Here is a 23,969-nt window from a genome sequence, read left to right as displayed (position 1 = left end):
GCCCTCTTGATTTTTTTAGGCGCTTTTAATTGAGCGAGTTTTTAACACACATTTTTGAGCTGTCATACATGCTCCTACGCAAAAAAACTATTGCATCGATAAACAACACCCAAGCAAATAAGCGGGCGCTGATTAAGATCATCGCTACGACAGGGCTTGCTTCTCTTCTGGTGCATACGCAGCATTCAGTACACGCAAAGTCGAAGATCAACACTCTTGAATTGGTACACGGAATCATCAAGAAGCCGTGGTTCATTGAATTGCCTTCCGGCCTTCCACTGGTGACTTCATCGCGAAACACAGCAGCAGCCCAAGACAACACCCAGGCCATCCAACGCGCTGTTCATTGGACAAAGCAATGGCTGCGGCTGGTTGTGAAATATCAGCAAAACCCTCTGCGGGCATCACGTTGCATCGCGCACGCCCAAGTTGCCATGCATGACGCATGGCTGCTCGCGGCAACACAGGGGGCATCACCCGAAACGCGGGAGCTTAGTGCGCATCGAGCCGCATCTCTGGTCCTGCAACATCTCTTCCCTAATGAGACGCCCGGATTTTTTGAGGCGCAATATGCTTGGCTCGCATCGCAACTTCCAGAAAACAACATCAACCAGGACTTGGTCGAAGCTACAGGCACGCACGTGGGGCAAGCCATCATCAAGCGCAGTCTGCGTGATGGAGCCGGTAGGGCTTGGCCCGTCCGCGACCGCCCCAAGGACTTTCCCGGCATATGGCAAGCCGCGCATCCGATCTATGCGGTCAACCCGACGGAACCCTATGCGGGTGAGTGGCGCTCTTGGTTGAGGCCGAACCCGCAGCGGTACCAGCCCCCTACCGCACCACGCCCTGAATCTGACCAACATCGCCGCGAAACACAGGAGGTTCTGAACGTCATTCGGAATTTAACTTCCAAACAACTCGAAGTTGCCGAACGCTGGAATCTGGATGCAGGCTCAGTCACCCCCGCTGGCGTCTGGATGCAACACGCCATTGATCTGTTGCTGCGCTCACAGATTCCTGGCGACGCCTTTGAGGCGAGCGTGGCCATCCTGACCGCAACCTCTGTGGTCATGGAAGACTCTTTCATCGTCTGCTGGCGCATCAAGTTCCGTGATTGGAGTGAACGCCCCATTACCGCGATCCGACGCGACATCGACCCCGGATTCACGACTCCCTTGGTGACCCCGGGGTTCCCTAGCTACGTCTCCGGACACTCCACGCTCTCAGGTGCAACATCCATTGTTATGGCGCATTTCTGGCCAGCCGAGGCACCAAGATTGAACGCTATGGCCGACGAAGCTGCAATCTCACGGCTTTGGGGTGGCATTCACTTCCGAAGCGACAACGAGGAGGGCCTTCGTCTGGGTCGAGCGGTAGGAGCGGAAGTCATAGCTGCGCTCTAATCCAATCCCGCCATTTCACTCACTGTTGAATTCCGCTGAAATCTGACCCACTTAGGACAGTGATTTCCATCCAAAGTTGACACACGTAGGCCGTACCCTGCTAGTTTCAAAAGCAGGGAGAACTTAGGAGTGATAGACGTGGCGACATTGAATGTCATCAGACGTTGGGCACTGCAAGAACAGATGTCCATCCGCGAGGTCTCCGGGTGTACAGACCTGGGTCGCAAAACAGTGAAGAAGTACCTGCGGTCAGACGAGACCGAGCCCACATACGCAAAGCGGGCCAGTCCAAGCAAGCTTGATCCCTATGCCGAGAAGCTGGCTACCTGGCTAGGAATCGAGGCAACAAAATCGCGGAAACAACGGCGCAATCTCAAGCAGATCTATACAGAAATGAGAATGAAGTGCATAAAGAGATGATGATGTTTACAAAGCTATATTTATTTCTTGACTTTGATGGTGTCCTGCATCCCGAGGGTGTTGGCCAGGATCTTGAGTTTTGTCATCTGGAGAATTTTGAGAACCTGATGCGGCACCATCCGCAAGTACTGATCGTCCTGTCAACTTCGTGGCGGCTGTCCTTTTCATTGGAGGATCTTGTCGCATTCTTCTCAATCGATATCAAGAATCGAATCGTTGGCGCAACGCCCAACCTGCAGGGATTGAAAATTTCCCGGGGACTCCGTCAAAAAGAATGTGAGCAATGGCTAGCCTCAAACGCACCGGGAGCGCCATGGTTGGCAGTGGACGATCGTGCCAATTACTTTGATGAAATCTGCCCGCAGCTGGTTCTATTGCCTCATGTCCATGTTGGAGGTACCGGATTGGAGGGCGAAGCCTTGGTCTTGCTAGAGCAGCGAATAGACCGGGAGATCACGCGTCTTTTGAGGTCCTAGGCAGTGGATTCCTAAGTGCCGGCAACGGTCAGTTTGCAAGCTTTCAGTGTGCTGCATTAGTTGATGCGAATAGATTGGTTGACCTGGATTTGCGGTTGCCGTTAAATGCCGCACACAAGGGAGAAGCATAGATTTCACGGCTGCGCGCCGTGTTAGTTCGTCCTCCCTTTTCTGGTTCAACCTGAAATCTAGGGAGGCTCCATGGATCCGATTCAGTTTCGCGTCGACTGGGATGTGCTGATTGAAGTCCTGTCGATGATCATCGTTCTGGCCTTCTTTGTCGAACGAGCACTCTCCATCGTTGTCGAGAACCGCCTATTCATCAACTCCAAGCTTGATGACAACGGGTTTAAGGAAATCCTCGAGGAACTGCTGCTTGCTGTTGTATCCACCCGGGCGTATCACTTTTTCCTCGGGTATTTCCATGCCGGCCAGTATCTTCTCGATACGGAGAACAACATCAATGGCCGATTGAGAGTCAAGCTCATCAATGAGTCCTTCGACTTTCTCGGTCTCTTCGACGGCTACCCGGCCGCGTCCAGCGTCGTCGGGTTGCGCCGCATGAACTCCCTAGTTAGAGTTGTTTTGCCATTGTTGCTGTCGGCGATCAAGGCTCGACATGGCGGCCGCGTTGTCAGTGGGTAGTTCGCCAGATCTTGCAACTCTCGAAGAGAGTTTTCGGCCGCGGGATATTCGATGTAATGAAGCTGTCTGACATGATTTAGCCGCTCATCAAGCGGCGCCTGCAGCAGCGCCTTTGCTTCATTGTTCAGATGGTCGTATGAGCTCATTTGCTTCGTACTGGGAAGCCAGTCAGAGTCTTCTTGGAAAGTGCAGCAAACGGGTTACCGGTGTCTCCTTCGGTGGGAGATTGCGGCCTCATTCTTGACTCGATTTCGCTGGCATCTATTGCCTGCGGCTTACCCGATTGGCCTGCCCTTTGGTGTGAACGACGGACCTTTTGCGTTGTCTTTACTGCTTGCTGCTCTCGCTCCTTGCTGCGGTTCCGATATCGCCCGGCATGAAATCTAGTTTGAATCGCTCAGGATCACTCGGCAGCACAGGCAACCCGATACCTGGCTTGTCATCGCTCCCCATGACACCTCGTTCCCATGCTTTGATCGGAGGGATCCCAAGCGCTGAATGCTTGGTCTGGTGATAATGGTTGACGATCCAATCAGCGATCTCAATCTCCAACTCTCTCAGCGTATAGGCTGATTTCTTCTTGGAGTCGTAGCCCTCCCGCTGCTTGATGTTTGAGAATGTAGTCCCGGGCTTACGATGCAGCATATGGTTGACGTTACCCACCATCCGTTCGATATGCCCGCCGTACTCTGGCGTCTTCACCGGCCTCAATTGCAAGTCGATGCGGTACTCACGGCCTGCGTTCTCTAACGTCTTCCCCTTGAATTCGCGTGCGTTATCACAGTGAAGTCGACGCGGAATTCCACACACCGGCCAGTTTCCGGAAAGACCGAGCGACCCAAGATAGTCTTTTTTCGGCAAGATGCCCATGGCAATTGCCATGCCGGCGGCAACAGACGAAGGTCGGCTCATGCTCAAGTAGAAGCCAACAATCACTCGGGTTTCCACGTCGATGACCAGCGTCAACCAGGGCCGTCCCCAATACTGTCGCGTTTCGGAGAACACGACCAGAATATCAAGCGGCGTGTGATCCATCTGAACGACCGACAAAGGACCACTTGTCTTCGGGAATTCACCAGGCACTGGCAAGCTCTTGTCGGCCTCTTTTTTGTACCCTCGGCGCCGCAGGGCTACATTTCCGGGGATGGAGGTAATGCGATTTCGAATGGTGTTGTCGTGAGGCACTGGTAATCCTTCGACTTCACACCGCTCCCTGATGTCACCAATCACATCTACTTGTTTTTTCTTTTGAGAATTCAGGTAGACATCGTTGATGATTTCCTCAATGATTTCTTCGACCCTGGGGCCTAATCGATATCCCCCTTTGGGACCACGTTTACCAGGTATGAACCCAGCTAATCCCGCTCCATCGAAGTTACTGATCAGCTTGTAGACAGTTCCTGTACTCTTGCCCAGTTCTTTGGCAGCCTGCGCCACCAACTGTCGCGTCCTTCCGTGCGGCTCCAGGACTGGCTCAAGCACGCTGTAGATTTTCTGAGCGCGCTCTTGTTCTTCTTTGGTGAACGTCTCCAACTCCGGAGCTGCAGATCTTGCCGGGCCTTCTTCAGCTAGCGCTTCAGCCGGGTTGTATGCTGACAACTGATGCACATACGCACTCTCCACTTGATGTGTATCGAGGTTCTCGACCAATACGCGCTCAGGTGTCGAGACTCGTTTCACCAGGTGCGGTGCTCCACGGAAGCTCAGGATCACACCTGGCTTGATGAGAAGGAACCTCCCCGGCTCGTTAGACGTTTGCTGCATAGAGCACCGGCTCCTCGTGCCAGATTTCAGACGACATAGTCAGCTTTGACATCAGATTGGCTCCAATTGATCGATTGGCAATCAGCCGCCAAAGCACGCCAACAGCCTCCATGCGCCGCTGCATGTCCTGAAACGTGGCGGCCAACAGATCAGCCGGTGTCGCCAACTCAAGCTGCTCGATAACCTCCAGCAGCATCGCGCTGTGCACACCTGTGTCTGGGTAGGTTCGAAAACCTCGCAAAAACTTGACGTTCTCGAGGAACGGAGTACGGATAAACGTTTCCGTGACAACCCGAAACCGCCACCGACGCGACTTGCAAAGTAACTTTGCAGCGGCAAATCCGTAAGACAACTCCCGCTTTTTTTCTTCAAGCTCATCACGGAACTTCACCTCGTAAAGGATTGGTTGCCAGGGAGTTTTCTGATGGGAGTTTCTAAACTTGACGAGGAAATCCGGCGTATACCGCCTGACACCTGACTCCCCTGCCACTCTGTATTTGATGGTCATTGGCTGCGCACCAATCGTCCCAACCCGTGAGTTGAAGTCGAGCAATTCAGCGAAGTCATATTCGAGCGAGCTCTCGCACTCGAGCGAGACTCCAGCCAGAGTTACGACCCTGCCAGTCATGCTTATGTAATTCGACAGGACCTTCCGAACGCCTTCGGCAGATTCAGTCACGTTAATTATTGTTATTTCATGATCAGTCACGATAATTGATGTGATAAGTTCGATTAATAGATAGTCTACAAGCGCTTTTCTAGAGCGCAAGTGATGGCGACTAGTTCAGGAATTGGCTGTGATTGACAATGGCTTTCCCGCATCCACCTGCGCGACGTCAACCACTACCGAGCCTGCCTGCCGCTGCGCGCCGGTCACTTTGGTGGAGAGCATGAATTCGACGCCGGCATTGTGCAAAATCTTGTGCAACTGCGTGGCCATCTCGGTGTCGAGGCCCGGCGTGATGCGGTCTAGATATTCCACGATGGTGACCCTGGACCCGAGTCGGTGCCAAACCGAACCCAGTTCGAGGCCAATGTAGCCACCGCCGATCACCACGAGGTGTTTGGGGATTTCTGGAAAGCTCAGAGCACCTGTGGAAGAGACGACGCGCTCTTCGTCGATCTGGACGCCGGGCACCATACTAGGGAAGGTCTGAACAAGTCCACCGATCAAGCCGCTGAATCGTTGATCGTGGCAAAGGAGTAATACCGATGGACCAGATCAGTTTCGCCGATGCCGAATACGCAGGCAAGAGGAAGAAGACCCGGCGGGAGGTTTTCCTGGAGGAAATGGAACTGGTCGTGCCCTGGAAAGGGCTGCTCAAGCTGATCGAGCCGCACTACCCCCTGGCCGGACGTGGCCGCAGGCCGTACCCGCTGGAATCGATGCTGCGCGTGCACCTGATGCAGAACTGGTTCGCGCTGAGCGACCCGGCGATGGAAGAGGCCCTGTACGAGATTGCTTCGCTGCGCAGCTTTGCCCGCCTGAGCCTGAGCGAGGCCATCCCCGACGAGACCACGATCCTGAACTTCCGCCATCTTCTGGAAGAGAACGACCTGGCCGAAGACATCCTCAAGCTGGTCAACGCCCACCTGAACAGGAAGGGGCTGATGCTCAAGCGCGGCAGCATCGTGGACGCCACCATCATCGCGGCACCCAGCTCGACCAAGAACAGCAGCGGTGAGCGAGACCCCGAGATGCACCAGACCAAGAAGGGCAACCAGTGGCACTTCGGCATGAAGGCCCACATCGCCGTGGATGCGGACTCCGGGCTGGTGCATACCGTCACGACCACCGCGGCCAACGAGGCCGACGTGGAGCAGGTAGCGGATCTACTGCACGGCAAGGAAGAACAGGTCTGGGCGGATTCGGGCTACCGCGGGGCGCAGACCCGGGTGAGCAAGGCTGATCTGCAGTGGCACATCGCTGCACGACCCAGCGACATGGCCAAAATGCCTGAGGGCCGGGCCAAGACCAGGGCCAAAAGGCAAGAGCACCGCAAGGCCAGCGTACGGGCCAAGGTGGAACACCCCTTCCGGGTGATCAAGCGCCAGTTCGGGCTGGTGAAGGTCAGGTTCAAGGGCCTGGCCAAGAACACCGCACACGTCATCACGCTGTTTGCGCTGTCCAATCTGTGGATGGCGCGCAAGAAGCTCATGGCGATGATGGGAGTGGGCCGTGTGCAGGCGGCGTGAGGCCGCAGCCGGGGAGCAGATCGCACCGCAAACGGCCTTCGGGCAGGTGCGATCTGGTCCTGCGCGTCGTGGTTGCCTTGCGCATCGGGCTGCGCGTGGCAGCTTTATGACTTGTTCAGACCTTCCCTAGGTTTCGAGCCGGTCGCAATCACGATATGCCGAGCCGTGATGGTCCGCTCTGCGCCTGATTTTGGGTCGCGCACCAGAACACGGCCAGGCCCATCCAGGCGACCATATCCGAGCAACCGGGTGATCTTGTGCTTGCCGAACAGAAAATCAATGCCCCGGCCGAGCTCGTCAACCACGCCGTCCTTGTGCGCGAGAAGCCTTGGAAGGTCAAGGGCTAAACCGGTGAAATCGATGCCGTGCTTGCCGAAGGCGGTACGCGCTTCGAGATAACGCTCGGAGGACTCCAGCAACGCTTTCGAGGGAATGCAGCCCACATTGAGGCAGGTGCCACCCAGCCGAGGGCGGTCTTCCACGCAGGCGATGCGCATCCCCAGCTGGGCACCTCGTATGGCGGCCTGGTAGCCGCCTGGGCCGCCACCGATGATGGCTACGTCGAAATCACTCATTTTTGTCCTTCCCCGTGATAATCCGCGGATGCAGCGATGACTAATTTTCGCTCGAAACCCTCTCGACCGTAACATTGGGCGCTAGAACGGCAAGGGATTGGCGATCACGGTTGACTCTCTGCCTGCTAGAGGGTGTCCAAGTGTCGGCTGGAGCTTGACCATGCCGCGGTGAGGCCACCGTGCGCGAGCTGCAGCACCTGCTGCTGGCCTGGGAGCTGCTCGGTGCATCGAGCCGCAGCGCCTTCGAACTCGCCGTGCTGCGTTACCTGGATTTTTACCCTGAGCACATGCGGCTGGAGGAGACCGTGGTGCGGCCCGAGGCCCGCCGGCGGCTCAGCCCGCAGGACTGGGCTGAACGCGACGCGGCCTTTGCCACCAACGGCGATCCGCTGACCGGCACGTACCCGCGCGACCCCGTCTACGATCGCCTGTTCACGCGCATCGTGATGCGCGCGCCGGCGCCGATCGGGGTCAGCGCGGGATGAGCGCAGGGCACCTAGATATCCTCGGCCAGCTTCTTGCCCGAGAACCAGGCGACGTAGAGCACGGGCAGGACCACCAGGGTGAGCAGAGTGGCCGTCACCAACCCGCCGATGACCACCAGGGCCAGCGGACGCTGGGTTTCCGAGCCGATATCGTGCGACAGTGCCATGGGCAGCAGGCCCAGCGCGGCCAGCATCGCCGTCATGAGCACCGTGCGCAGACGCTGCATGGAGCCTGTGCGTGCCGCTTCAAGCACGCTGTAGCCCGAGTTGCGCAGTTGCTGGAAGACCGAGAGCATCACCACGCCGTTGAGCACGGCCTGGCCCGACAGGGCGATGAAACCAATGGCAGCAGACACCGACAGCGGGATGTCGAACACCCACAAAGTAATAAAGCCCCCGATCAGCGCCAGCGGCACATTGACCAGGATCAGCGCCGCTTTCTTGAAGGAGCCGAAGGCGTCGAACAGCAGGACGAAGATCAACAGCAGCGAGATCGGCACCACCACGGACAGGCGCTGCATCGCGCGCTCCTGGTTCTCGAACTCGCCTGACCAGTTGACAGTGTAGTTTTCAGGTACCTGGACATTAGCTGCCACGCGGGCTTTCATGTCTCTGACCACGGACCCCATGTCACGCCCCTTGATGAAAACCCCGATGGCCATGGTTCGACGACCGGCTTCCCGAGCGATGTTCATCGCTCCCGTGCTTTGCCGGATGCTTGCGACAGCGCCCAACGTTGTGTAACCCCCGCCAGGGATGGCCAGCGGGGTCGAGGGCAAGTTGGCGATGGTGCGCTCGTCCTCGGGCAGGCGGACCGCGACGGCGAACTTCTTCTCGCCCTCCCACAGCAGGGTGGCCGCGCGGCCGGCCAGTGCCGATTCGATCACGTCCTGCACGTCGCTGACGTTGAGTCCGAAGCGCGAGGCCCGTTCCCGGTCGATGTCGATCAACAGTTGCGGCAATTCGCCCAAACGATCGACTTCGGCGCGCTGCACGCCCTGAACTTGGCGGAACTCGCGGCGCATGGCCTCCACCGTGCGCTGTAACTCCCCCAGATCCTCACCCGCCACCTTGACGACGATCTGTCCTTTGATCTGCGAGATGGATTCGAGCACGTTATCGCGGATGGGCTGTGAGAAGGCCGGATCTACACCAGGGATCACCGCCAGTTTCCGATCCATCTCTTCAATCAGCGTCTCACGGGTCATACCTTTGCGCCACTCTTCCGCGGGCTTCACGTCAACGAAGACTTCGGCCATGCTCAGGGTCTTGGGGTCGGTCCCGTCTTCGGGCTGGCCGGCCTTGGAAACCACGGTACGCACTTCGGGGACGGTCAGCAGCTGCTCGCGGGCGATACGCAGGACTTTGATGGCCTGCTCTTGGGACTGGCTCGCAGGCATGTCCCAGTTCACCCAGAAGGTACCTTCGTTGAGTTCGGGCAGGAACTCGGAGCCCAGGCGCGCGGCCGCGCCCAGGCCCAGCACAAAAGCCGACAGGGCGATGATCACCACCTTGCGCCGGTGGGTCAGGGCCCAGTCCAGCACCGGTGTGTAGACGCGTTTGGCAGCGGCGATCACGCGGTTGTCCCCGTGCGGCAGCTTCTTGCGCAACATCCAGTAGGCCAGCAGCGGCACCAGGGTGAGCGAGAAGATCAGGGAACCGACCAGGGCCGTGGTAACGGAGAGCGCCATGGGCTGGAAGATGCGGCCTTCGTGGCGCTGCAGCGCGAAGATGGGGATGTGCGCGGCGATGATGATGAGCATGGAGAACAGCGTGGGCCGCCCCACCTCGTTGGCCGCGTCGATGATGGTCTGGCGCCGTTCGCTCTCGGACATGTTCTCGCTGTCCTTCTCGAGCCGGTGCATGATGTTTTCGATCACGATCACCGCCCCGTCGACAATGATGCCGAAGTCCATGGCGCCCAGCGACAGCAGGTTGGCCGGCACGCCCATGATCTTCAGGCCCATGAAGGTGGCCAGCAGCGCCAGCGGGATCACCACCACTACCGCCAGGCTGGCGCGCAGGTTGGACAGGAAGATGTAGAGCACCAGGGACACCAGCAGCGCGCCCTCGACCAGGTTGCGGAACACCGTGGACAGGGTCTTGCCCATGAGCCAGGTTCGGTCGTAGAAGGGAACGATCTCCACGCCCGGTGGCAGGCCCCGGTCGTTGAGTTGTTCGATCTTGTCCTTCACCCCGCGCAGTACCACGCTGGCGTTTTCGCCTTTGCGCATGATGACGATGCCGATCACGGCGTCATCGTCGTGGTCCTGCCCTGTGACGCCAAGACGGGGGACGGAGCCGAGCTGGATTTGTGCGACGTCCCGGATCAGGATCGGCGTGCCATTACGCGAGTCCAGCACGATGCGGCCGATGTCGTCGGGCGAGCGCAGCAGGCCGATCCCGCGGATGGCGAACTGCTGCGAACCCTGCGCGACATAACTGCCGCCTGCATTGGAGTTGCCTCGGCCCAGGGCGTCGAGCAGGTTCTGGAAGGTCAGCTTGTAGGCGCGCAGCTTGTCCAGGTCGGGCTGCACCTCGTACTGCTTGATGAAGCCCCCCATGGCCACCACGTCGGCGACCCCCGGCACCTGTCGCAACGCGCGCTCCACCACCCAGTCCTGCTGTGTTCTCAGATCGGTGGTGGACTTGCCATCGCCACGCAGACGATAACGCATGATCTCACCCACCGGGGTGGCATTCGGCGCAATGTTTACCTGGGCGCCGGGAGGCAGGTCGATTCCGTTGAGTCGCTCCATCACTTGCTGACGCGCCAGGTTGACGTTGGCGCTGTCGTCGTAAGTGACCACGGTGTAGGAGAGTCCGAACTGGGTGTGCGAGAACAGGCGGATCGAGTTGGGCAAGCCGGCCAGTGCGGTTTCGATCGGAAGCGTCACCTGCTTTTCGACTTCTTCAGCGGCACGGCCAGGGAAGAGGGAAATGACGGTGACCTGGGTGTCTGTGACGTCGGGGAAGGCTTCGACCGAAAGGTTCTTGAAGGCAATCACGCCCGCCATCACGAACAGCAGCGTGCCCAGCACGATGAACAGCGGCTGGTGCACGGCATACTGGATCAGGCGCCTCATTTCTTGTCCGCCTCGCGGCTCTGCGCCTTTGCGCCAGCCCCGGCCCCGGTATCGTTGCCCGAGCGAGACTCTTCTTCCGCAAGCCGCAGTAACCTGGCGAGCAACAGCGCGTTTTCAACCACGACCTGGTCACCCGCTTTCAGGCCGCTGCTCACGACGACCTGCTGGGGGCCTTCATACTCCAGCTCCACGGTACGCCGCTCAAATTCGCCGGGTCGTGTCTGCACAAATGCGGACTGCCGGGTGCCTCGCAGGAGAACGGCTGTTGCCGGTATCACCACTCCGTTAGGGAAGGTGCGTTCGAAGCGGGCCGTGGCCAGCATTTCTGCTTTCAGCCGGCGATTGGCGTTAGCCACGACGCCCCGGATCTTGATCGTACGCGTCAGTGGGTCGATGAAATCAGAGGCTGCGATGACCCGGCCCGAAAACTTCTGTCCGGGTAACGAAGCGACGCTGAGCTCGAAACGGGTTCCTGGACGCACGATGCCAACCTCTGACTCTCTCGCATCGATCTGAATCCAGAGAGAGGTGGGATCTGTCACCACGAACAGGGCCGGCACGCCCGGGCCACTGAGCTCGGGCCGTAGTTCCTGGCCCGGGTTGAGGTTGCGTTCGACCACCACGCCCCCGATGCTGGCGCCCAGGATCAGTTGCTGGTTGACGTTGCCGCTGCCCCCATAAAGGCGGGTGCGGGCCTGGGCGCGGTCCACCTCGGCACGGGCGCGTTCCTGATCCGCCTCGGCCTGCTCCAGTTCCTTGCGCGCGACGATGCCGGCATCGAACAGTTCACGCTGGCGTTGCAGGGCCTTGGCCACCAGGCGGGCGTCGGCCTCGGCGCGAGCCGTCTCGCTTTGCGCCTGGCCGAAGTCCGGTGAGGCCAGTACGGCCAGCGGTGCGCCAGCCACTACGCGCTGGCCGACGTCGGCTTTGATACTCATCACACGACCCGCGAAGGAGGGGTAGATGCGCTGGGTGCGCTCCTCGTTCCAGACCAGTTTGGCGGGCAGTTCGATGGTGATGGAGTTGGCTGGCTCGGCAGGCGCCACTGTGAGGAGCTTGAGTTGAGGATGCCCAGCGGCAAAGCGCAGTTGCTGACCCTGCATGATCGGCGCCGGAGCAGCGGCCGTCGGTGCGGGTTGCTCATTGCAGGCGGTCAGCAGCATCGTCGCCAGCAGCAGGGGCATTTGGAGTTTCAGGCGTTTCAACATGTTCGACGACTTTTCGGATCTTGATTCAGGGAGGGCCGGCTGCGATGCTGAGCGCCTGGCCTGTGCGCAGTTGCCAGACGCCTAATGCCTTGGCGTAGTCGCTGCGTGCGGCCACTGCGTCCAGCACGGTGGTGCGCAGGGTGCGGCGGGCGTCCAGCAAGTCGGTCAGGGAAAGTGCTCCCTTGCGGTAGGCCAGTTCGGCGCCCTCGGCCACACGGCGCGCGCGCGGCAGGATCTCGGTTTCATAGGCGTTGGCGCGCACGGCCGCGCTCTGCAGCTCGTGTTGCAGACGCTGCAGTTCCAGCCGGGTCAGGCGCCGGGTCCGTTCCAGGGCGACTTCGGCCTGCGCGAGCTGGGCGCTGGCCCGGCCGATCTCACCCTCGTAGCCGTAGCCCCACTGCAAGGGCATGGACATGCGCAGCGCCACCAGGGCGTTGGAGGTGCCGGGGTAGTGGTCATAGGACACGCCGACCGTGATGTCGGACTTCTTCTGGGCGCTGCTGCTGTCCAGGGCCGCCTGGGCGGCCTGCACGCGCGCGCGGGCGGCGGCCACGTCGGCACGGGCCTCGACCAGTTCGTCCAGCCCTGCGGTCATGGCGGGGGCGGCCGGCAGAACGGGCCAGTCGGCACGGGCCTGCAGCTGCTCGGGCGCCGGGGCCAGCACCGTCAGCTGCCACAGCACCAGGGCGGCGCGCCGCTGTTCCAGTTCAGCCTGGTGCAGGTCGGCGCGGGCGCGCTGGGCCTCGATTTCGGTGCGCGCTGTTTCCTGGGCCGACAGATCGCCGGCCTGCAGGCGCCGCCCGGCGATGCCCGCCAGCTCGGCGGCGTTGCGTTCGATCTGGGTGACCTCGGCCACCCGCTCTTGCGCCGCCAGCAGGTCATAAAAGCCGGACAGTGCGGCCAGGCGCTGCTGCATGCCGGTTTCGTCCAGTTCGGCCCGGGCCGCGTCGGCGGCGCGCCGTGCGGTCAGGGTGCGCAGTTCGCGCTTGTTGCCGCGTTCCCAGGTCCAGTCCAGGCCGATCGACTTGTCGTAGCGCTGCTCGGTCCAGGTGTTGCCACTGCCGTTGCCGTTCTGCAGGTCGATCTGGCTGACGCTGGCCGAGAGCACAGGAAAGGGTGCGCGGTCGGCGCTGGTGATGTCGGCCTGGGCGCCGGCCAGCGTACGCCGCGCCAGCACGACGTCCAGATTGTCCTGGGCGGCCTGCAGCGCCTGCTGCAGCGAGACCGGCACGGTGGCGGGCGCCGGTGTCTGGGCCTGGCTGGCCACCGACAGCAGCAGGCCGCTTAACAACAATAACTGACGTATGCTCATGGATCAATCCACTCGGGGGGATCGAGTGTCTCCTGCCACGCCTGACCGCCGACTGACTCCGCCCTTGGTGAAAACGCGTAGACAGCCCCTGTAGCGAGCCCTGCCACCATGAGAATCCTGCTGGTTGAAGACGATCCCGTGCTGCGCGAGGTCATGCGCCTGAGCTTGCGTGATGCCGGCCACCGGGTGGACGAGGCCGGCAGCCTGGAGCAGGCCGCCCACTATTGGCGGGTGCAGCCCTTCGACGCTGTTCTGCTCGACCTGAACCTGCCGCAGAGCGACGCACCGAACAGCCCCTTGGCCAATGGCCTGACCCTGCTGCGCGAGGCGCGTGCCCGTGGCGACCGCACCCCCGTGCTGGTGCTGACCGCGCGCAACCGCACCGACGAGCGCATCGCCGGCCTCGACGCGGGTGCCGATGACTACCTGGGCAAACCCTTTGAGCTGGCCGAGGTGGAGGCGCGGCTGCGCGCGCTGGTGCGTCGCACCGCTGGCACCGACGACCTGTTTGAAATCGGACGCCTGAGCCTGGACCGCAAGGCGCGGCGCTTCACCGTCGACGGACTGCTGCTGGAGCTGCCGGCGCGCGAATTCGAGGTGCTGTGGGAGCTGATGACGCCGCCGGGGCGTGTGGTCAGCAATGTGACCGGACGCATGGGGCTGAACATCCGGGAAGATGCGGAACTGAGCGGGATGATGTGGGCCGGTGCCCTCTGAAAACGGGCTTTTGGGGGCGTTTTGGCGCCCTGGAGGCCATCGGGCGCGGACGCATGGAGGGCGGGCCTAGCGGGGCGCCTGGGCGGCCTGATGTCGCCGGCAGCTTCCACCTGGTCAACGGCGTAATGCCGCGCCGCCATTGAGCTTTCGGGGCATTTGACCAGTCTGGGGCTGGATGGGCTCGAAGTCGCCCACCAGCCGAAGTCGGACGGTTGCGTCCGAGTTTCGCCAACTCCGTGCGAGTTCCATAATTTGCTGATCTGACTAGGGTTTTAAGAAATCGAGATGGGCTGCTGCCGGTATCATCGACCACCTTAACAAAGTGTCTTTAAAACCGGCAGCAGCCCAAGAGAACGAAGCTTTAGTGCAGACATTTAGGGTTATTTTCTGGATTTGACAAGACTGCGACCCCGTATCATCCTAGAACGTACGATACTCCATTGGTTCGACTGATGCCAAACACCGTGATGATCTGCAATGGAAACACTGAGACTAGCCAGTAGCGGCTCAAGCAGGTCCGCTACTGTTGATGACGATTTCAATGCCCGAGTGCTCCTGGCACGCGGGCAACGTCAAGCATTGCTTGCGTCCAACATCGCAAATGCCGATACGCCAGGCTACAAAGCGTTGGACGTTGATTTCAAGGAAGCCTTGCGCAATGTGACCGGGCCAACTATGGGGTTGGCTTCGACATCTACGGCTCACCTCCCAATCAAAGAGTTGCCGCAGAGCACACTTGCGTTTGCTCGTTACGCACTCGCGTCCCAGCCGAGCCTCGACGGAAACACGGTGGACATGGATCGTGAGCGTGCCACGTTCGCCCAGAATTCAATTCTCTACAGATTTGCCGTGTCGAATCTCGATGACGAATACAAGGAATTCAAAGCGGCATCGTCGGATCCAAGACGCTGAGAAGGGGTACCTGTCGATTTATCATCCCCGTACCGAGCAGGTACGATGGCATATTCTTCGGCCAAATTCATGGGAATCAGTGGCGGTGATCGACAAAGTTGCACCCATCTGCGCCGTGCTCACAGGCGACCGTCTCCAGTTGCAGCGTCGTATGGAAGATGTTGAACTGGTCCGCCAGAAGTTCCTTGACCGTTTGCAGCAAGTCACTTGGGCGCACTTCAGGTGAATGAACGATATGAACGGTCATGCTGGCCTTGCCGCTGGTCAGCGCCCATACATGCAGGTCATGCAGGCCGGTCACACCTGGCACAGCCTGAATAGATGCCGTCAGCGTATCAAAGTCGATTCCATCTGGAACGCCCTCCAACAAGACATTCAGGCTTTCCTTGAGCAACAGCCACGTTCTGGGCAGCACCCATAGCCCAATCGCCACGGCCACGGCCGCATCGACCCACACCCAACCTGTGAATCGGATGACCAGCGCGGCTCCAAACACCCCGATGGAGCCGAGCATGTCGCTCCAGACCTCCAGATAGGCGCCTTTGACATTGAGGCTCTCGTCTTTGCCCCCCTGGAGCATGCGCATACTGATCAGGTTGACGATCAGCCCCAGCACCGCTACCGCCAGCATCCCGTTGGACTGCACCTGTGCAGGCTCGCGCAAACGTTGCCATCCCTCATACAAGATGTAGGCGGCAACGCCGAAGAGCAGAAGGGCATTGAATGCGGCCGCAAGGATCTCGAATCGATAGTAGCCGTATGTCCGTTTGGCATCGGCGGGGCGTCGCGCTATCCGCATGGCCGCCAGCGCGATAGCCAGCGCTGCCGCGTCGGTGAACATGTGCGCCGCGTCTGAGATTAGCGCCAGGCTATTGAAAACGATGCCAGCAGCGACTTCGGCCAGCAAGAAACTCCCTGTCAGCGCCAGAGCGATCCAGAGAGATTTTTCCTTGCGCTCGCTGGGCAAGGCATGGGTGTGTCCAGTGCTCATCTTTGTCCTTTTTCTGATCTCATTTCTGTTCAGCGTGGCCGGAAGCCGCTACCCAGCGGTACTGGGTTGGAATCGAGACGCCCAGATTCCTGGCCACGGCCTTGGGAGCAATCCCGCTAGCGAGCAACTTCTTGGCTGACTCGATTTTGCTGTTGGTCATCTTCGGCTTGCGTCCGCCTGTGCGGCCCGACAGCCGGGCGACCGCCAATGCTGCGCGGCGCTCCACCGTCAGCTCGCGCTCCATTTCGGTGAGACAAGCGATCTAGCTTCCAGACGGCCAAGGTGTCTCCCTCTCGCAGCATTTCCAGCGTGCGGACCAAGCCGAGGCTTTCGGCTAGTGTGCCGCTCGCCTTGTCCTCAAAGAGCTTCTGGCATCCGGCCTTGGCCAAGGCTTCCCGTTGGAACTCCAGCTTCTGATCTTGCGTCGAGACGCGCGCATAGCCAACCAAACATGGCAAGGTCACCCCCCCGCCTTGCCGCACTGAGAGCAGAACTTCACACCCGGTTGCAATTTGGTTCCACATTGCGTGCAAGCCGAAAGAGCCAACGAAGTCCCGCACTGCTGGCAGAAACGAGCGCCAGGTGCGTTCAGCGCCTTGCAGTTCGGGCAAGCAACACCGCTGTTACCCCACCCACCGGCTGGAGGCCCGCCTCTTCCGTGCCCACCGCCATAGCCTTGCCCACCGCCGTGATGGCCCCCGAAAAGTTTGTCAAAAATGCTCATAAGTCTTTCTCCTTTAGCGAGCGCCTATCCAAGGCTGCTTTGGCAGCGGTGGACCATCTTACTACCTCTCGAAAACCGTTGGATTTGATAAGAATTCGAGAATAGGGTGTTGCCGCCGACCGAAAATTGATAGGGGTGTTCCCCTGCTCTGCTGAAACTTTCAGCAGGGATGTAAAAGGTGATCACCCTGTCCTCCGCAAATGCGTTCAGAAAAATCCTAAAAAACCATTTGCGAAAAATATCAAACCGATCAAACCTACAGGGATGCTGCTCCACCAAACACGTTTGGCCTTCATCAGCCCGGAAATTGAATTGAGAAGAATAGCAACCTGCAAGAACATCACCGCAACCCCAAAGGGTTTTCCGTGGCTTTGGGCGTCATCGCGTTGGTCTTCCAGCGAGCGGGCTTTAGATTCGATATCTTTTTTTTCAAGGCCATACCGTTTGACTTGTTCTTCGTAGTCCGCAATCTTTTGGGAATACGCTGACTGAATTTTTTCCTTTGCTGGCAGGGTCATCTCTTGGAGCTTGAGCTGTTCGACCTGCAACGCGTAGAGATGCTGTTTGGTGCTCTTTGCCTGATAGAACGCCCATTGATCAGATGCCAGTGTCTGATTGATCACACTGGCCGTGGAATATGAGCCACCCTTAAAAGTCGACAAGGTGGCACAGACGGCAAGTATCACGGTCGCCAGTGCCATCTGATTGAGCCAGGGTTCTTTCTTCTCTTCTGCCATTTGCTATTTCTCCTAGTATGAGATTGGGAATTTGATGGCCTGTCAGCCATGGACAGATGTCCGTCGTTTCGATTCGCTCATTTCTCTCTCAGAACTCCGCGTGCAGTCGCAGGCTGAATACATCCACCGGGCCGCGATCCGGGTTGTAGGCCGGGTTTGTCAGGCGTTGCCAGTCCACGGTCAGATGCGTTTGCCGGCTCCAGCCGATCAGGTAGTAGGCCTCGATCACCTGCTCCACCCCGTAACGCACCGGGCCGTAGGGGTTGGGACCGTCGCCTGTGAACAGCGTATACAGGCCACGCCCTAGGTAGTCACGCCGATCTGCGCTGGCGTACTGGTTGGAGAAAGCCAGACCGGCTGCGTCGAAGGGACGGCCCCAAGCAGCACCTTGGGCCACGATGCCAGCGCTCAGGCTTGAATCCGCTTCGGTAAAAGCCATGGTCTCCCCATCGCTATGCGTTGACATGCCCCGGGCAAATACGCCCACGTGGGACGTCAGGGCCTGCTCCACATTGAAGCCCAGGCCTGTCTTGGTGCGGTCCACGCGCGGATTGGCACCGTTGTCGTCGAACCCGTTCTCGATGAGCGCAATGTTGGCGGTACTGGCATAGGTGCTCAGCCGCATGCGATTGTGAAAGGCCAGCAGTCGCACCGCACCGGTGGTCCAGCGTTTCTCCAGTTCCAGGTTGTAGCCCACCCGATTCTTGGACCAGCCCTCGAAATCCAGATCCAGCTGGTTGGGCAGCACAGGCATCAGGTAGCGGCCAAAGCGCACGCTGTAGTCATCCCAGGTCAGATCACCTGTTACACCGAAGGTGTAGCCCCGGGCGTCGGCAGCAAAGTCGAACGCACTGCTGGTCATCAGAGCCCAATTGAGAAAGCCGTTCGGCCCCTTGTGGGCGTAGCTGTTGTAGTCGTAAATGCCCAACAAGTCCTGCTTGCCCATGGTCAGCGTAAAGCGCCGGCCACGGGCTGCCTGAGCGAACTGCATGCCGCCCTCATCGAGGTTCGTAGACTCGCCCCCCAGGTCAATGCGATGACGCACGTAAGCCTGAGCTGTGTAGTACATGAAATCTTTCTGGATGACACGCTGCAAATCGCTATTTGTCAGCCCTGCCAAACCGCCGGCATTGCTCAACGCCACGCCACGGATGGCCTCGGCCCGGTACCAGAACTCGGTGGCAGCAGAGAGCCGATAGCCAATGTTCAAACCCAGCATCGTCGTCTGTGAACGCTCGAGCCCGGACTGAAAGCTGTTGCCGCCCTGGTCCGGGGTGTTCTCGTACAGGCTCGGAAAGCTGTCGTGGAACTGGCTAATCAGGTTGGCATCCCCATGGATGCGCCAAGGCGAATCGCCCTCGGGCAGACGCAGAAACGAGTCAGTGGTGCCGTCGGCCGCCCAAGCGCAGAAAGGCACAAGTGCCGCCACCAATACCAATTTTTTGAAAAACCGCATGTTCGTTCTTCCTGTTATGAGCATGGAGAGACCGAGAGTTCGTGATTCACCCAGGCAACAGTCAAGCCGGCCAACGGCTTGGCTGCATGCAGAGAAACAGATACTGTCGAGAGATTTCCGGAGAAAGTCCGGATTTAGAAGCGAGCGGCCGGCATGGCCGCTGCGGAATAGATTTCCGTGGGGCCTGTCAGGCAGCCGAGCCGATACTCAACCGACAACTGTCACTAGAACCATTACCCACAAGAAACCCCAAAAGTTGAAAGCATGTGATTCTAATTTGTGCGGCGCAACATCGTCAAGCACCATTCATCGCAGAGGTCCCCAAATGGGGGGCTCTGATATTGGGAAACGCCTCGACCGACCGCCCCTGTCCCAAAGCAGATAGAGGGTGGTGAATCGCCCCGGGTTTCGTGGAGGCCCATTGGGTTAAGTCAGACCGATGCAACGGCCTGACTGGCTAATTGCCGATAGTAATTTTCTTCAGCTTCGGCAGGAGGAATGTATCCGATAGGCTCCAGCAGTCGGTGGTGGTTAAACCAGGACACCCATTCCAGCGTTGCCAGTTCCAGCGATTCCTTGGTCTTCCAGGGTGCCCGGCGGTGAATCAATTCGGCCTTGTACAGCCCGTTGATGGTTTCCGCCAGAGCGTTGTCATAGCTGTCGCCTCGGCTGCCTACCGAGGGTTCTATGCCCGCCTCGGCCAGTCGCTCGCTGTACAGAATAGACACGTATTGCGAACCCCTGTCGCTATGGTGAATCAGTGCGTCGGCGCGCTCGGGCTGACGGTCGTACAAGGCTTGCTCCAGCGCATCCAGCACGAGGTCTGTTCGCATCGAACTGCTCTGGCGCCAACCCACGATCCGGCGGGCATAAACGTCAATTACGAAGGCCACGTATTGCCAGCCCTGCCAGGTTGAAACGTACGTGAAGTCCGAGACCCACAGCTGGTTGGGCCGGTCGGCCTTGAACTGCCGGTTCACCCGGTCCAGCGGGCATGGTGCCTTGCCATCGCTGACGGTGGTGCGCACCATCTTGCCGCGGCGGACGCCCCGCAGGCCCAGGTGGCGCATGAGTTGCTCCACTGTGCAACGGGCAACGCAGATGCTTTCACGGTTGAGCTGCTTCCAGACCTTGTCAGCGCCGTAGACCTGCAGGTTGGCACGCCACAGGCGCTCGATCTGTGGCACCAGGACACCATCACGCTGAGCGCGCTGACATCGCAGGGCCGGGTTGTGTAGCTGGGCGGCGTAGCGCCAGTAGCCAGACGTGGCGATCTGCAGCACCTTGCAGATCGACTCGACCCCGTAGGCCTGTCGATGCTGATCGACAAAGCCCTTCAGGACTTCAGACGGCGGTCGAGCTCCGCCTGGGCGAAAAACGCGCTGGCCAACTTCAAAATCTCGTTGGCCTTGCGCAGCTCCTTGTTCTCGCGCTCGAGTTCCTACAGGCGCTGCAAGTCGGTCGTCTTGATGCCGGCTCTGGCACCGGTGTCAATCTCAACGGGGTCGTCTCAGAAAACGGAAAATAAAGCACGCTAAGGCATAGTCGGGCTTGCGCCACCTTGTAGCGACGCAATCAACGGGCAAGAAACATTTCCCTGCCGCAGGTGGCAGGCACACACAAGTTCGGATAGCACCGACTCCATACGCGCCAAGTCGGCCATCTTCTCGCGCACGTCCTGGAGTTTGTGCTCGGCCAAGATACTGGCTTCCTCGCAATGTGTTCCGTCATCCAGTCGCAGCAGCTCGGCGATCTCGTCCAGGCTGAAGCCCAAGCGCTGGGCTGATTTCACGAACCGCACCCGCGTTACATCCGCCTCGCCATAGCGGCGAATGCTGCCGTAAGGCTTATCCGGCTCCGGCAACAAGCCCTTGCGCTGATAGAACCGGATGGTCTCCACATTGACCCCGGCCGCCTTGGCAAAGACGCCGATGGTCAGATTTTCAAAAAAAATTTGCATATCGCTTGACTCCGTACATGACTACGGAAGTAAGGTTACGCTATCCAATTCAAATTCGAAAGGACCAGCGCATGTCTGAACCACAAAACGGGCGCGGCGCGCTCTTCGCCGGCGGACTGGCCGCCATCCTCGCTTCAACGTGTTGCCTTGGGCCGCTGGTCCTGGTCGCCTTGGGATTCAGCGGGGCATGGATCGGCAACCTGACGGTGTTGGGGCCATATCGACCGCTCTTTATCGGCGCGGCGCTGGTCGCCCTGTTCTTCGCCTGGCGGCGCATCTTCCGACCGGCCGCAGCCTGCAAGCCGGGCGAGGTCTGCGCAATCCCGCAGGTGCGAACCACCTACCAACTCATTTTTTGGATCGTGGCCGTGCTGGTTCTGGTCGCGCTCGGATTTCCCTACGTCATGCCATTTTTCTATTAATCACAGGAGTTCACCATGAAAAAGCTATTTGCCTCCCTTGCTCTCGTCGCCGTCGTTGCCCCCGTGTGGGCGGCCACCCAAACCGTCAAGCTGTCGGTGCCTGGCATGACCTGCGCCGCCTGTCCGATCACTGTCAAGAAGGCGATTTCCAAGGTCGAAGGCGTCAGCAAAGTTGACGTGACCTTCGAGACACGCGAAGCGGTTGTCACCTTCGATGATGCCAAGACCAGCGTGCAGAAGCTGACCAAGGCCACCGAAGACGCGGGCTATCCATCCAGCGTCAAGCAGTGAGCCGCTGAACCGGGAGCGACACCATGGGCTTGATGACACGCATTGCCGATAAAACCGGCGCGCTCGGCAGCGTCGTTTCCGCGATGGGCTGCGCGGCCTGCTTCCCGGCTCTCCCAGTTTCGGCGCGGCCATCGGACTAGGCTTCCTGAGTGAATACGAGGGGCTGTTCATAAGCCGGCTGCTACCGCTGTTTGCCGTGCTTGCTTTTATCGCGAATGCGCTGGGATGGCTGAGCCACCGGCAATGGCACCGCAGCCTGTTCGGCATGATCGGGCCGGCCATCGTGTTCGCGGCCACGGTCTGGTTCCTGGGCAACTGGTGGACGGCGAGATTGATGTACGTCGGTCTGGCCCTGATGGTCGGGGTATCGGTCTGGGATTTCGTCTCGCCAGCACATCGCCGCTGTGGACCGGACGGTTGCGAACTGCCAGCACAACGCGGCTGACGGCAACGGCCGTCGCCGACCACAGAAAAGGAAAAATGCATGACCACCCTGAAAATTACCGGCATGACCTGCGACTCGTGCGCAGTGCATGTCAAGGAGGCCCTTGAGAAAGTGCCCGGCGTGCAGTCGGCGCTTGTGTCCTATCCGAAAGGCACGGCGCAGCTATCCATTGAACCAAGCACGTCACCGGATGCACTGACCGCCGCCGTGGCTGGCCTCGGCTACCGGGCTACGCTCGCCGATGCCCCGTCGGTTTCGACGCCGGGCGGATTGCTTGACAAGATGCGCGATCTACTGGGCAGAAATGACAAGGCGAGCGGCGAGCGCGGCGCGTTGCATATCGCTGTGATCGGCAGCGGCGGGGCCGCGATGGCGGCGGCGCTCAAGGCCGTCGAGCAAGGCGCGAAGGTCACGCTGATCGAGCGCGGCACCATTGGCGGTACGTGCGTCAATGTCGGCTGCGTGCCGTCCAAGATCATGATCCGCGCTGCCCACATCGCCCATCTGCGCCGCGAAAGCCCGTTCGACGGCGGTATCGCCGCGACTGTGCTTGCGATTGACCGCAGTAAACTGCTGGCGCAACAACAAGCCCGCGTCGATGAGCTGCGTCACGCCAAGTACGAAGGCATCCTGGACGGCAACCCGGCCATCACCGTGCTGCACGGCGAAGCGCGTTTCAAGGACGCACAGAGCCTTGCCGTCCGTTTGAACGATGGCGGCGAGCGCGTGGTGGCATTCGACCGCTGCCTGGTCGCCACGGGTGCAAGCCCGGCCGTGCCGCCGATTCCCGGTTTGAAAGAGTCGCCCTACTGGACTTCGACCGAGGCCCTGGTCAGCGACACCATTCCCGAACGCCTGGCCGTGATCGGCTCGTCGGTGGTGGCGCTGGAACTGGCGCAAGCCTTTGCCCGGCTGGGCAGCCAGGTCACGATCCTGGCGCGCAGCACCTTGTTCTTCCGCGAAGACCCTGCCATCGGCGAGGCTGTCACAGCCGCCTTCCGTGCCGAAGAGATCACGGTGCTGGAACATACGCAAGCCAGCCAGGTCGCGCATGAGAACGGCGAATTCCTGCTGACCACGGCGCACGGTGAAATACGCGCCGACAAGCTGCTGGTCGCCACCGGCCGGGCGCCGAACACGCGCAGCCTGGCACTGGACGCGGCAGGAGTCACCGTCAATGCACAAGGTGCCATCGTCATCGACAAGGGCATGCGCACCAGCACGCCACACATTTATGCGGCCGGCGACTGCACTGACCAGCCGCAATTCGTCTATGTGGCGGCAGCCGCCGGCACCCGCGCCGCGATCAACATGACGGGCGGGGATGCTGCCATCAATCTAACCGCGATGCCGGCCGTGGTGTTCACCGATCCGCAGGTCGCCACTGTGGGCTACAGCGAAGCGGAAGCGCATCACGACGGGATCGAGACTGACAGTCGCACGCTCACGCTCGACAACGTGCCGCGTGCGCTTGCCAACTTCGACACGCGCGGCTTTATCAAGCTGGTCATCGAGGAAGGTAGCGGACGGCTCATCGGCGTGCAGGCGGTGGCCCCTGAAGCGGGCGAGTTGATCCAGACGGCGGTGCTCGCCATCCGCAATCGCATGACGGTGCAGGAATTGGCCGACCAGTTGTTCCCCTACCTGACGATGGTTGAGGGGTTGAAGCTCGCGGCGCAGACCTTCAGCAAGGACGTGAAGCAGCTTTCCTGCTGCGCCGGGTGAGGAAAAGAAGGAGGTGTTC

Annotated in this window: 23 protein-coding genes, 3 pseudogenes and 1 other annotated feature; of the genes and pseudogenes, 11 read left to right on the top strand and 15 right to left on the bottom strand. The window is 59.9% G+C overall.

Annotated elements, in window-relative coordinates:
• Positions 1–29 precede the first annotated feature (29 nt).
• The 3 genes and pseudogenes from AC07NT_RS07125 (at position 30) to AC07NT_RS07115 (ending at position 2,299) form a co-directional block, all read left to right on the top strand.
• Positions 30–1,403 carry a vanadium-dependent haloperoxidase gene (locus AC07NT_RS07125; protein WP_493036490.1) on the top strand — a complete coding sequence of 458 codons (1,374 nt, stop codon included), beginning with the start codon at positions 30–32 and terminating at the stop codon, positions 1,401–1,403.
• Between the two features lie 129 nt (positions 1,404–1,532).
• Positions 1,533–1,799: pseudogene (locus AC07NT_RS07120) on the top strand (IS21 family transposase); the annotation flags it as partial.
• Between the two features lie 8 nt (positions 1,800–1,807).
• Complete coding sequence (locus AC07NT_RS07115; RefSeq protein WP_493036488.1) at positions 1,808–2,299, top strand: HAD domain-containing protein; 492 nt, start codon at positions 1,808–1,810, stop codon at positions 2,297–2,299.
• 524 nt (positions 2,300–2,823) lie between these two features.
• Here the strand turns inward: AC07NT_RS07115 and AC07NT_RS07110 are convergent.
• From AC07NT_RS07110 to AC07NT_RS07095, 4 genes are all read right to left on the bottom strand, one after another.
• The gene (locus AC07NT_RS07110; RefSeq protein ID WP_498597150.1) at positions 2,824–3,090 is read right to left on the bottom strand and encodes a TniB family NTP-binding protein; all 267 of its coding nucleotides are present in this window, start codon (positions 3,088–3,090) and stop codon (positions 2,824–2,826) included.
• Between the two features lie 181 nt (positions 3,091–3,271).
• Complete coding sequence (locus tag AC07NT_RS07105; RefSeq protein ID WP_498597151.1) at positions 3,272–4,708, bottom strand: TnsB C-terminal domain-containing protein; 1,437 nt, start codon at positions 4,706–4,708, stop codon at positions 3,272–3,274.
• The gene (locus AC07NT_RS07100; protein WP_493036454.1) at positions 4,692–5,387 is read right to left on the bottom strand and encodes a TnsA endonuclease N-terminal domain-containing protein; all 696 of its coding nucleotides are present in this window, start codon (positions 5,385–5,387) and stop codon (positions 4,692–4,694) included. The genes AC07NT_RS07105 and AC07NT_RS07100 overlap by 17 nt, the downstream gene beginning before the upstream one ends.
• A 105-nt stretch (positions 5,388–5,492) precedes the next feature.
• Positions 5,493–5,882: an FAD-dependent oxidoreductase gene (locus AC07NT_RS07095; protein WP_498597152.1), complete on the bottom strand. Its 390-nt coding sequence runs from the start codon at positions 5,880–5,882 to the stop codon at positions 5,493–5,495.
• Positions 5,883–5,920: 38 nt separating this feature from the next.
• Here AC07NT_RS07095 and AC07NT_RS07090 point away from each other — a divergent pair, with 38 nt between their 5' ends.
• Positions 5,921–6,904 (top strand): IS5 family transposase, encoded by a 984-nt coding sequence (locus AC07NT_RS07090; RefSeq protein ID WP_498597153.1) that lies wholly within the window; start codon positions 5,921–5,923, stop codon positions 6,902–6,904.
• Positions 6,905–7,008: 104 nt separating this feature from the next.
• On the opposite strand, the gene AC07NT_RS07085 is transcribed toward AC07NT_RS07090, so the two are convergent.
• On the bottom strand, positions 7,009–7,479 hold the full coding sequence (locus AC07NT_RS07085; RefSeq protein WP_498597154.1) for an FAD-dependent oxidoreductase: 471 nt from the start codon (positions 7,477–7,479) through the stop codon (positions 7,009–7,011).
• A 179-nt stretch (positions 7,480–7,658) separates the two neighbouring features.
• Here AC07NT_RS07085 and AC07NT_RS07080 point away from each other — a divergent pair, with 179 nt between their 5' ends.
• Entirely contained in the window at positions 7,659–7,964 is a 306-nt protein-coding gene (locus tag AC07NT_RS07080; protein ID WP_498597155.1) for a hemerythrin domain-containing protein, read from the top strand.
• Between the two features lie 11 nt (positions 7,965–7,975).
• Here the strand turns inward: AC07NT_RS07080 and AC07NT_RS07075 are convergent, their stop codons facing one another.
• Genes AC07NT_RS07075 through AC07NT_RS07065 form a run of 3 tightly spaced genes read right to left on the bottom strand, consistent with a single transcriptional unit; the run spans position 7,976 to position 13,570 of the window.
• Positions 7,976–11,050, bottom strand: a complete 3,075-nt coding sequence (locus AC07NT_RS07075) for an efflux RND transporter permease subunit (protein ID WP_498597156.1) — start codon at positions 11,048–11,050, stop codon at positions 7,976–7,978.
• Positions 11,047–12,258: an efflux RND transporter periplasmic adaptor subunit gene (locus AC07NT_RS07070; protein WP_498597157.1), complete on the bottom strand. Its 1,212-nt coding sequence runs from the start codon at positions 12,256–12,258 to the stop codon at positions 11,047–11,049. Before AC07NT_RS07070 ends, AC07NT_RS07075 begins: the two co-directional genes overlap by 4 nt.
• Before the next feature lie 25 nt (positions 12,259–12,283).
• Complete coding sequence (locus AC07NT_RS07065; protein ID WP_498597158.1) at positions 12,284–13,570, bottom strand: TolC family protein; 1,287 nt, start codon at positions 13,568–13,570, stop codon at positions 12,284–12,286.
• A gap of 108 nt (positions 13,571–13,678) precedes the next feature.
• Here AC07NT_RS07065 and AC07NT_RS07060 point away from each other — a divergent pair, with 108 nt between their 5' ends.
• On the top strand, positions 13,679–14,287 hold the full coding sequence (locus AC07NT_RS07060; RefSeq protein ID WP_498597159.1) for a response regulator transcription factor: 609 nt from the start codon (positions 13,679–13,681) through the stop codon (positions 14,285–14,287).
• A 477-nt stretch (positions 14,288–14,764) separates the two neighbouring features.
• A complete protein-coding gene (flgB, locus tag AC07NT_RS07055) occupies positions 14,765–15,199 on the top strand; it encodes a flagellar basal body rod protein FlgB (RefSeq protein WP_498597160.1) in 435 nt (144 codons plus the stop codon).
• 76 nt (positions 15,200–15,275) lie between these two features.
• On the opposite strand, the gene AC07NT_RS07050 is transcribed toward flgB, so the two are convergent.
• From AC07NT_RS07050 to merR, 7 genes and pseudogenes are all read right to left on the bottom strand, one after another.
• A complete protein-coding gene (locus AC07NT_RS07050; RefSeq protein WP_498597161.1) occupies positions 15,276–16,190 on the bottom strand; it encodes a cation diffusion facilitator family transporter in 915 nt (304 codons plus the stop codon).
• A gap of 19 nt (positions 16,191–16,209) precedes the next feature.
• A pseudogene (locus AC07NT_RS07045) lies at positions 16,210–16,639 on the bottom strand (recombinase family protein).
• An 11-nt stretch (positions 16,640–16,650) separates the two neighbouring features.
• A complete protein-coding gene (locus AC07NT_RS07040) occupies positions 16,651–16,914 on the bottom strand; it encodes a double zinc ribbon domain-containing protein (RefSeq protein ID WP_498597162.1) in 264 nt (87 codons plus the stop codon).
• 206 nt (positions 16,915–17,120) lie between these two features.
• Positions 17,121–17,651 (bottom strand): DUF4337 domain-containing protein, encoded by a 531-nt coding sequence (locus AC07NT_RS07035; protein ID WP_498597163.1) that lies wholly within the window; start codon positions 17,649–17,651, stop codon positions 17,121–17,123.
• Between the two features lie 88 nt (positions 17,652–17,739).
• Positions 17,740–19,107: a carbohydrate porin gene (locus AC07NT_RS07030; RefSeq protein WP_498597164.1), complete on the bottom strand. Its 1,368-nt coding sequence runs from the start codon at positions 19,105–19,107 to the stop codon at positions 17,740–17,742.
• A gap of 431 nt (positions 19,108–19,538) precedes the next feature.
• Positions 19,539–20,605 (bottom strand): annotated as a pseudogene (locus tag AC07NT_RS07025) (IS3 family transposase); the annotation flags it as partial.
• Positions 20,373–20,489, bottom strand: a sequence feature (AL1L pseudoknot). It overlaps the preceding pseudogene by 117 nt.
• Before the next feature lie 36 nt (positions 20,606–20,641).
• Entirely contained in the window at positions 20,642–21,067 is a 426-nt protein-coding gene (merR, locus tag AC07NT_RS07020) for a mercury resistance transcriptional regulator MerR (RefSeq protein ID WP_498597165.1), read from the bottom strand.
• 71 nt (positions 21,068–21,138) lie between these two features.
• Between merR and merT the strand changes: the two genes are divergently transcribed.
• The 4 genes from merT to merA all read left to right on the top strand — a co-directional run bounded on the left by merT (position 21,139) and on the right by merA (position 23,950).
• Entirely contained in the window at positions 21,139–21,489 is a 351-nt protein-coding gene (gene merT / locus AC07NT_RS07015; RefSeq protein WP_498597166.1) for a mercuric ion transporter MerT, read from the top strand.
• A gap of 15 nt (positions 21,490–21,504) precedes the next feature.
• Positions 21,505–21,780 (top strand): mercury resistance system periplasmic binding protein MerP, encoded by a 276-nt coding sequence (merP, locus tag AC07NT_RS07010; protein ID WP_088753987.1) that lies wholly within the window; start codon positions 21,505–21,507, stop codon positions 21,778–21,780.
• A gap of 88 nt (positions 21,781–21,868) precedes the next feature.
• The gene (gene merC / locus AC07NT_RS07005) at positions 21,869–22,225 is read left to right on the top strand and encodes an organomercurial transporter MerC (RefSeq protein WP_498642667.1); all 357 of its coding nucleotides are present in this window, start codon (positions 21,869–21,871) and stop codon (positions 22,223–22,225) included.
• A 39-nt stretch (positions 22,226–22,264) separates the two neighbouring features.
• Positions 22,265–23,950, top strand: a complete 1,686-nt coding sequence (gene merA, locus AC07NT_RS07000) for a mercury(II) reductase (RefSeq protein WP_498597167.1) — start codon at positions 22,265–22,267, stop codon at positions 23,948–23,950.
• The last annotated feature ends 19 nt before the right edge of the window (positions 23,951–23,969 follow it).

The sequence above is a fragment of the Hylemonella sp. GW821-FHT10B10 genome, from assembly GCF_059415585.1.
The sequence above is the reverse complement of the archived record's forward strand: the minus strand, read 5'-3'. Positions and strand labels throughout refer to the sequence as shown.

Bases quoted from the DNA above. Each gene is read 5' to 3' on its own strand.
- AC07NT_RS07110 (WP_498597150.1), bottom strand. From the start codon at position 3,090: ATGAGCTCATACGACCATCTGAACAATGAAGCAAAGGCGCTGCTGCAG.
- AC07NT_RS07105 (WP_498597151.1), bottom strand. From the start codon at position 4,708: ATGCAGCAAACGTCTAACGAGCCGGGGAGGTTCCTTCTCATCAAGCCA.
- AC07NT_RS07090 (WP_498597153.1), top strand. From the start codon at position 5,921: ATGGACCAGATCAGTTTCGCCGATGCCGAATACGCAGGCAAGAGGAAG.
- AC07NT_RS07085 (WP_498597154.1), bottom strand. From the start codon at position 7,479: ATGAGTGATTTCGACGTAGCCATCATCGGTGGCGGCCCAGGCGGCTAC.
- AC07NT_RS07075 (WP_498597156.1), bottom strand. From the start codon at position 11,050: ATGAGGCGCCTGATCCAGTATGCCGTGCACCAGCCGCTGTTCATCGTG.
- AC07NT_RS07070 (WP_498597157.1), bottom strand. From the start codon at position 12,258: ATGTTGAAACGCCTGAAACTCCAAATGCCCCTGCTGCTGGCGACGATG.
- AC07NT_RS07065 (WP_498597158.1), bottom strand. From the start codon at position 13,570: ATGAGCATACGTCAGTTATTGTTGTTAAGCGGCCTGCTGCTGTCGGTG.
- AC07NT_RS07060 (WP_498597159.1), top strand. From the start codon at position 13,679: ATGAGAATCCTGCTGGTTGAAGACGATCCCGTGCTGCGCGAGGTCATG.
- flgB (WP_498597160.1), top strand. From the start codon at position 14,765: ATGGAAACACTGAGACTAGCCAGTAGCGGCTCAAGCAGGTCCGCTACT.
- AC07NT_RS07050 (WP_498597161.1), bottom strand. From the start codon at position 16,190: ATGAGCACTGGACACACCCATGCCTTGCCCAGCGAGCGCAAGGAAAAA.
- AC07NT_RS07040 (WP_498597162.1), bottom strand. From the start codon at position 16,914: ATGAGCATTTTTGACAAACTTTTCGGGGGCCATCACGGCGGTGGGCAA.
- AC07NT_RS07035 (WP_498597163.1), bottom strand. From the start codon at position 17,651: ATGGCAGAAGAGAAGAAAGAACCCTGGCTCAATCAGATGGCACTGGCG.
- AC07NT_RS07030 (WP_498597164.1), bottom strand. From the start codon at position 19,107: ATGCGGTTTTTCAAAAAATTGGTATTGGTGGCGGCACTTGTGCCTTTC.
- merR (WP_498597165.1), bottom strand. From the start codon at position 21,067: ATGCAAATTTTTTTTGAAAATCTGACCATCGGCGTCTTTGCCAAGGCG.
- merT (WP_498597166.1), top strand. From the start codon at position 21,139: ATGTCTGAACCACAAAACGGGCGCGGCGCGCTCTTCGCCGGCGGACTG.
- merP (WP_088753987.1), top strand. From the start codon at position 21,505: ATGAAAAAGCTATTTGCCTCCCTTGCTCTCGTCGCCGTCGTTGCCCCC.
- merA (WP_498597167.1), top strand. From the start codon at position 22,265: ATGACCACCCTGAAAATTACCGGCATGACCTGCGACTCGTGCGCAGTG.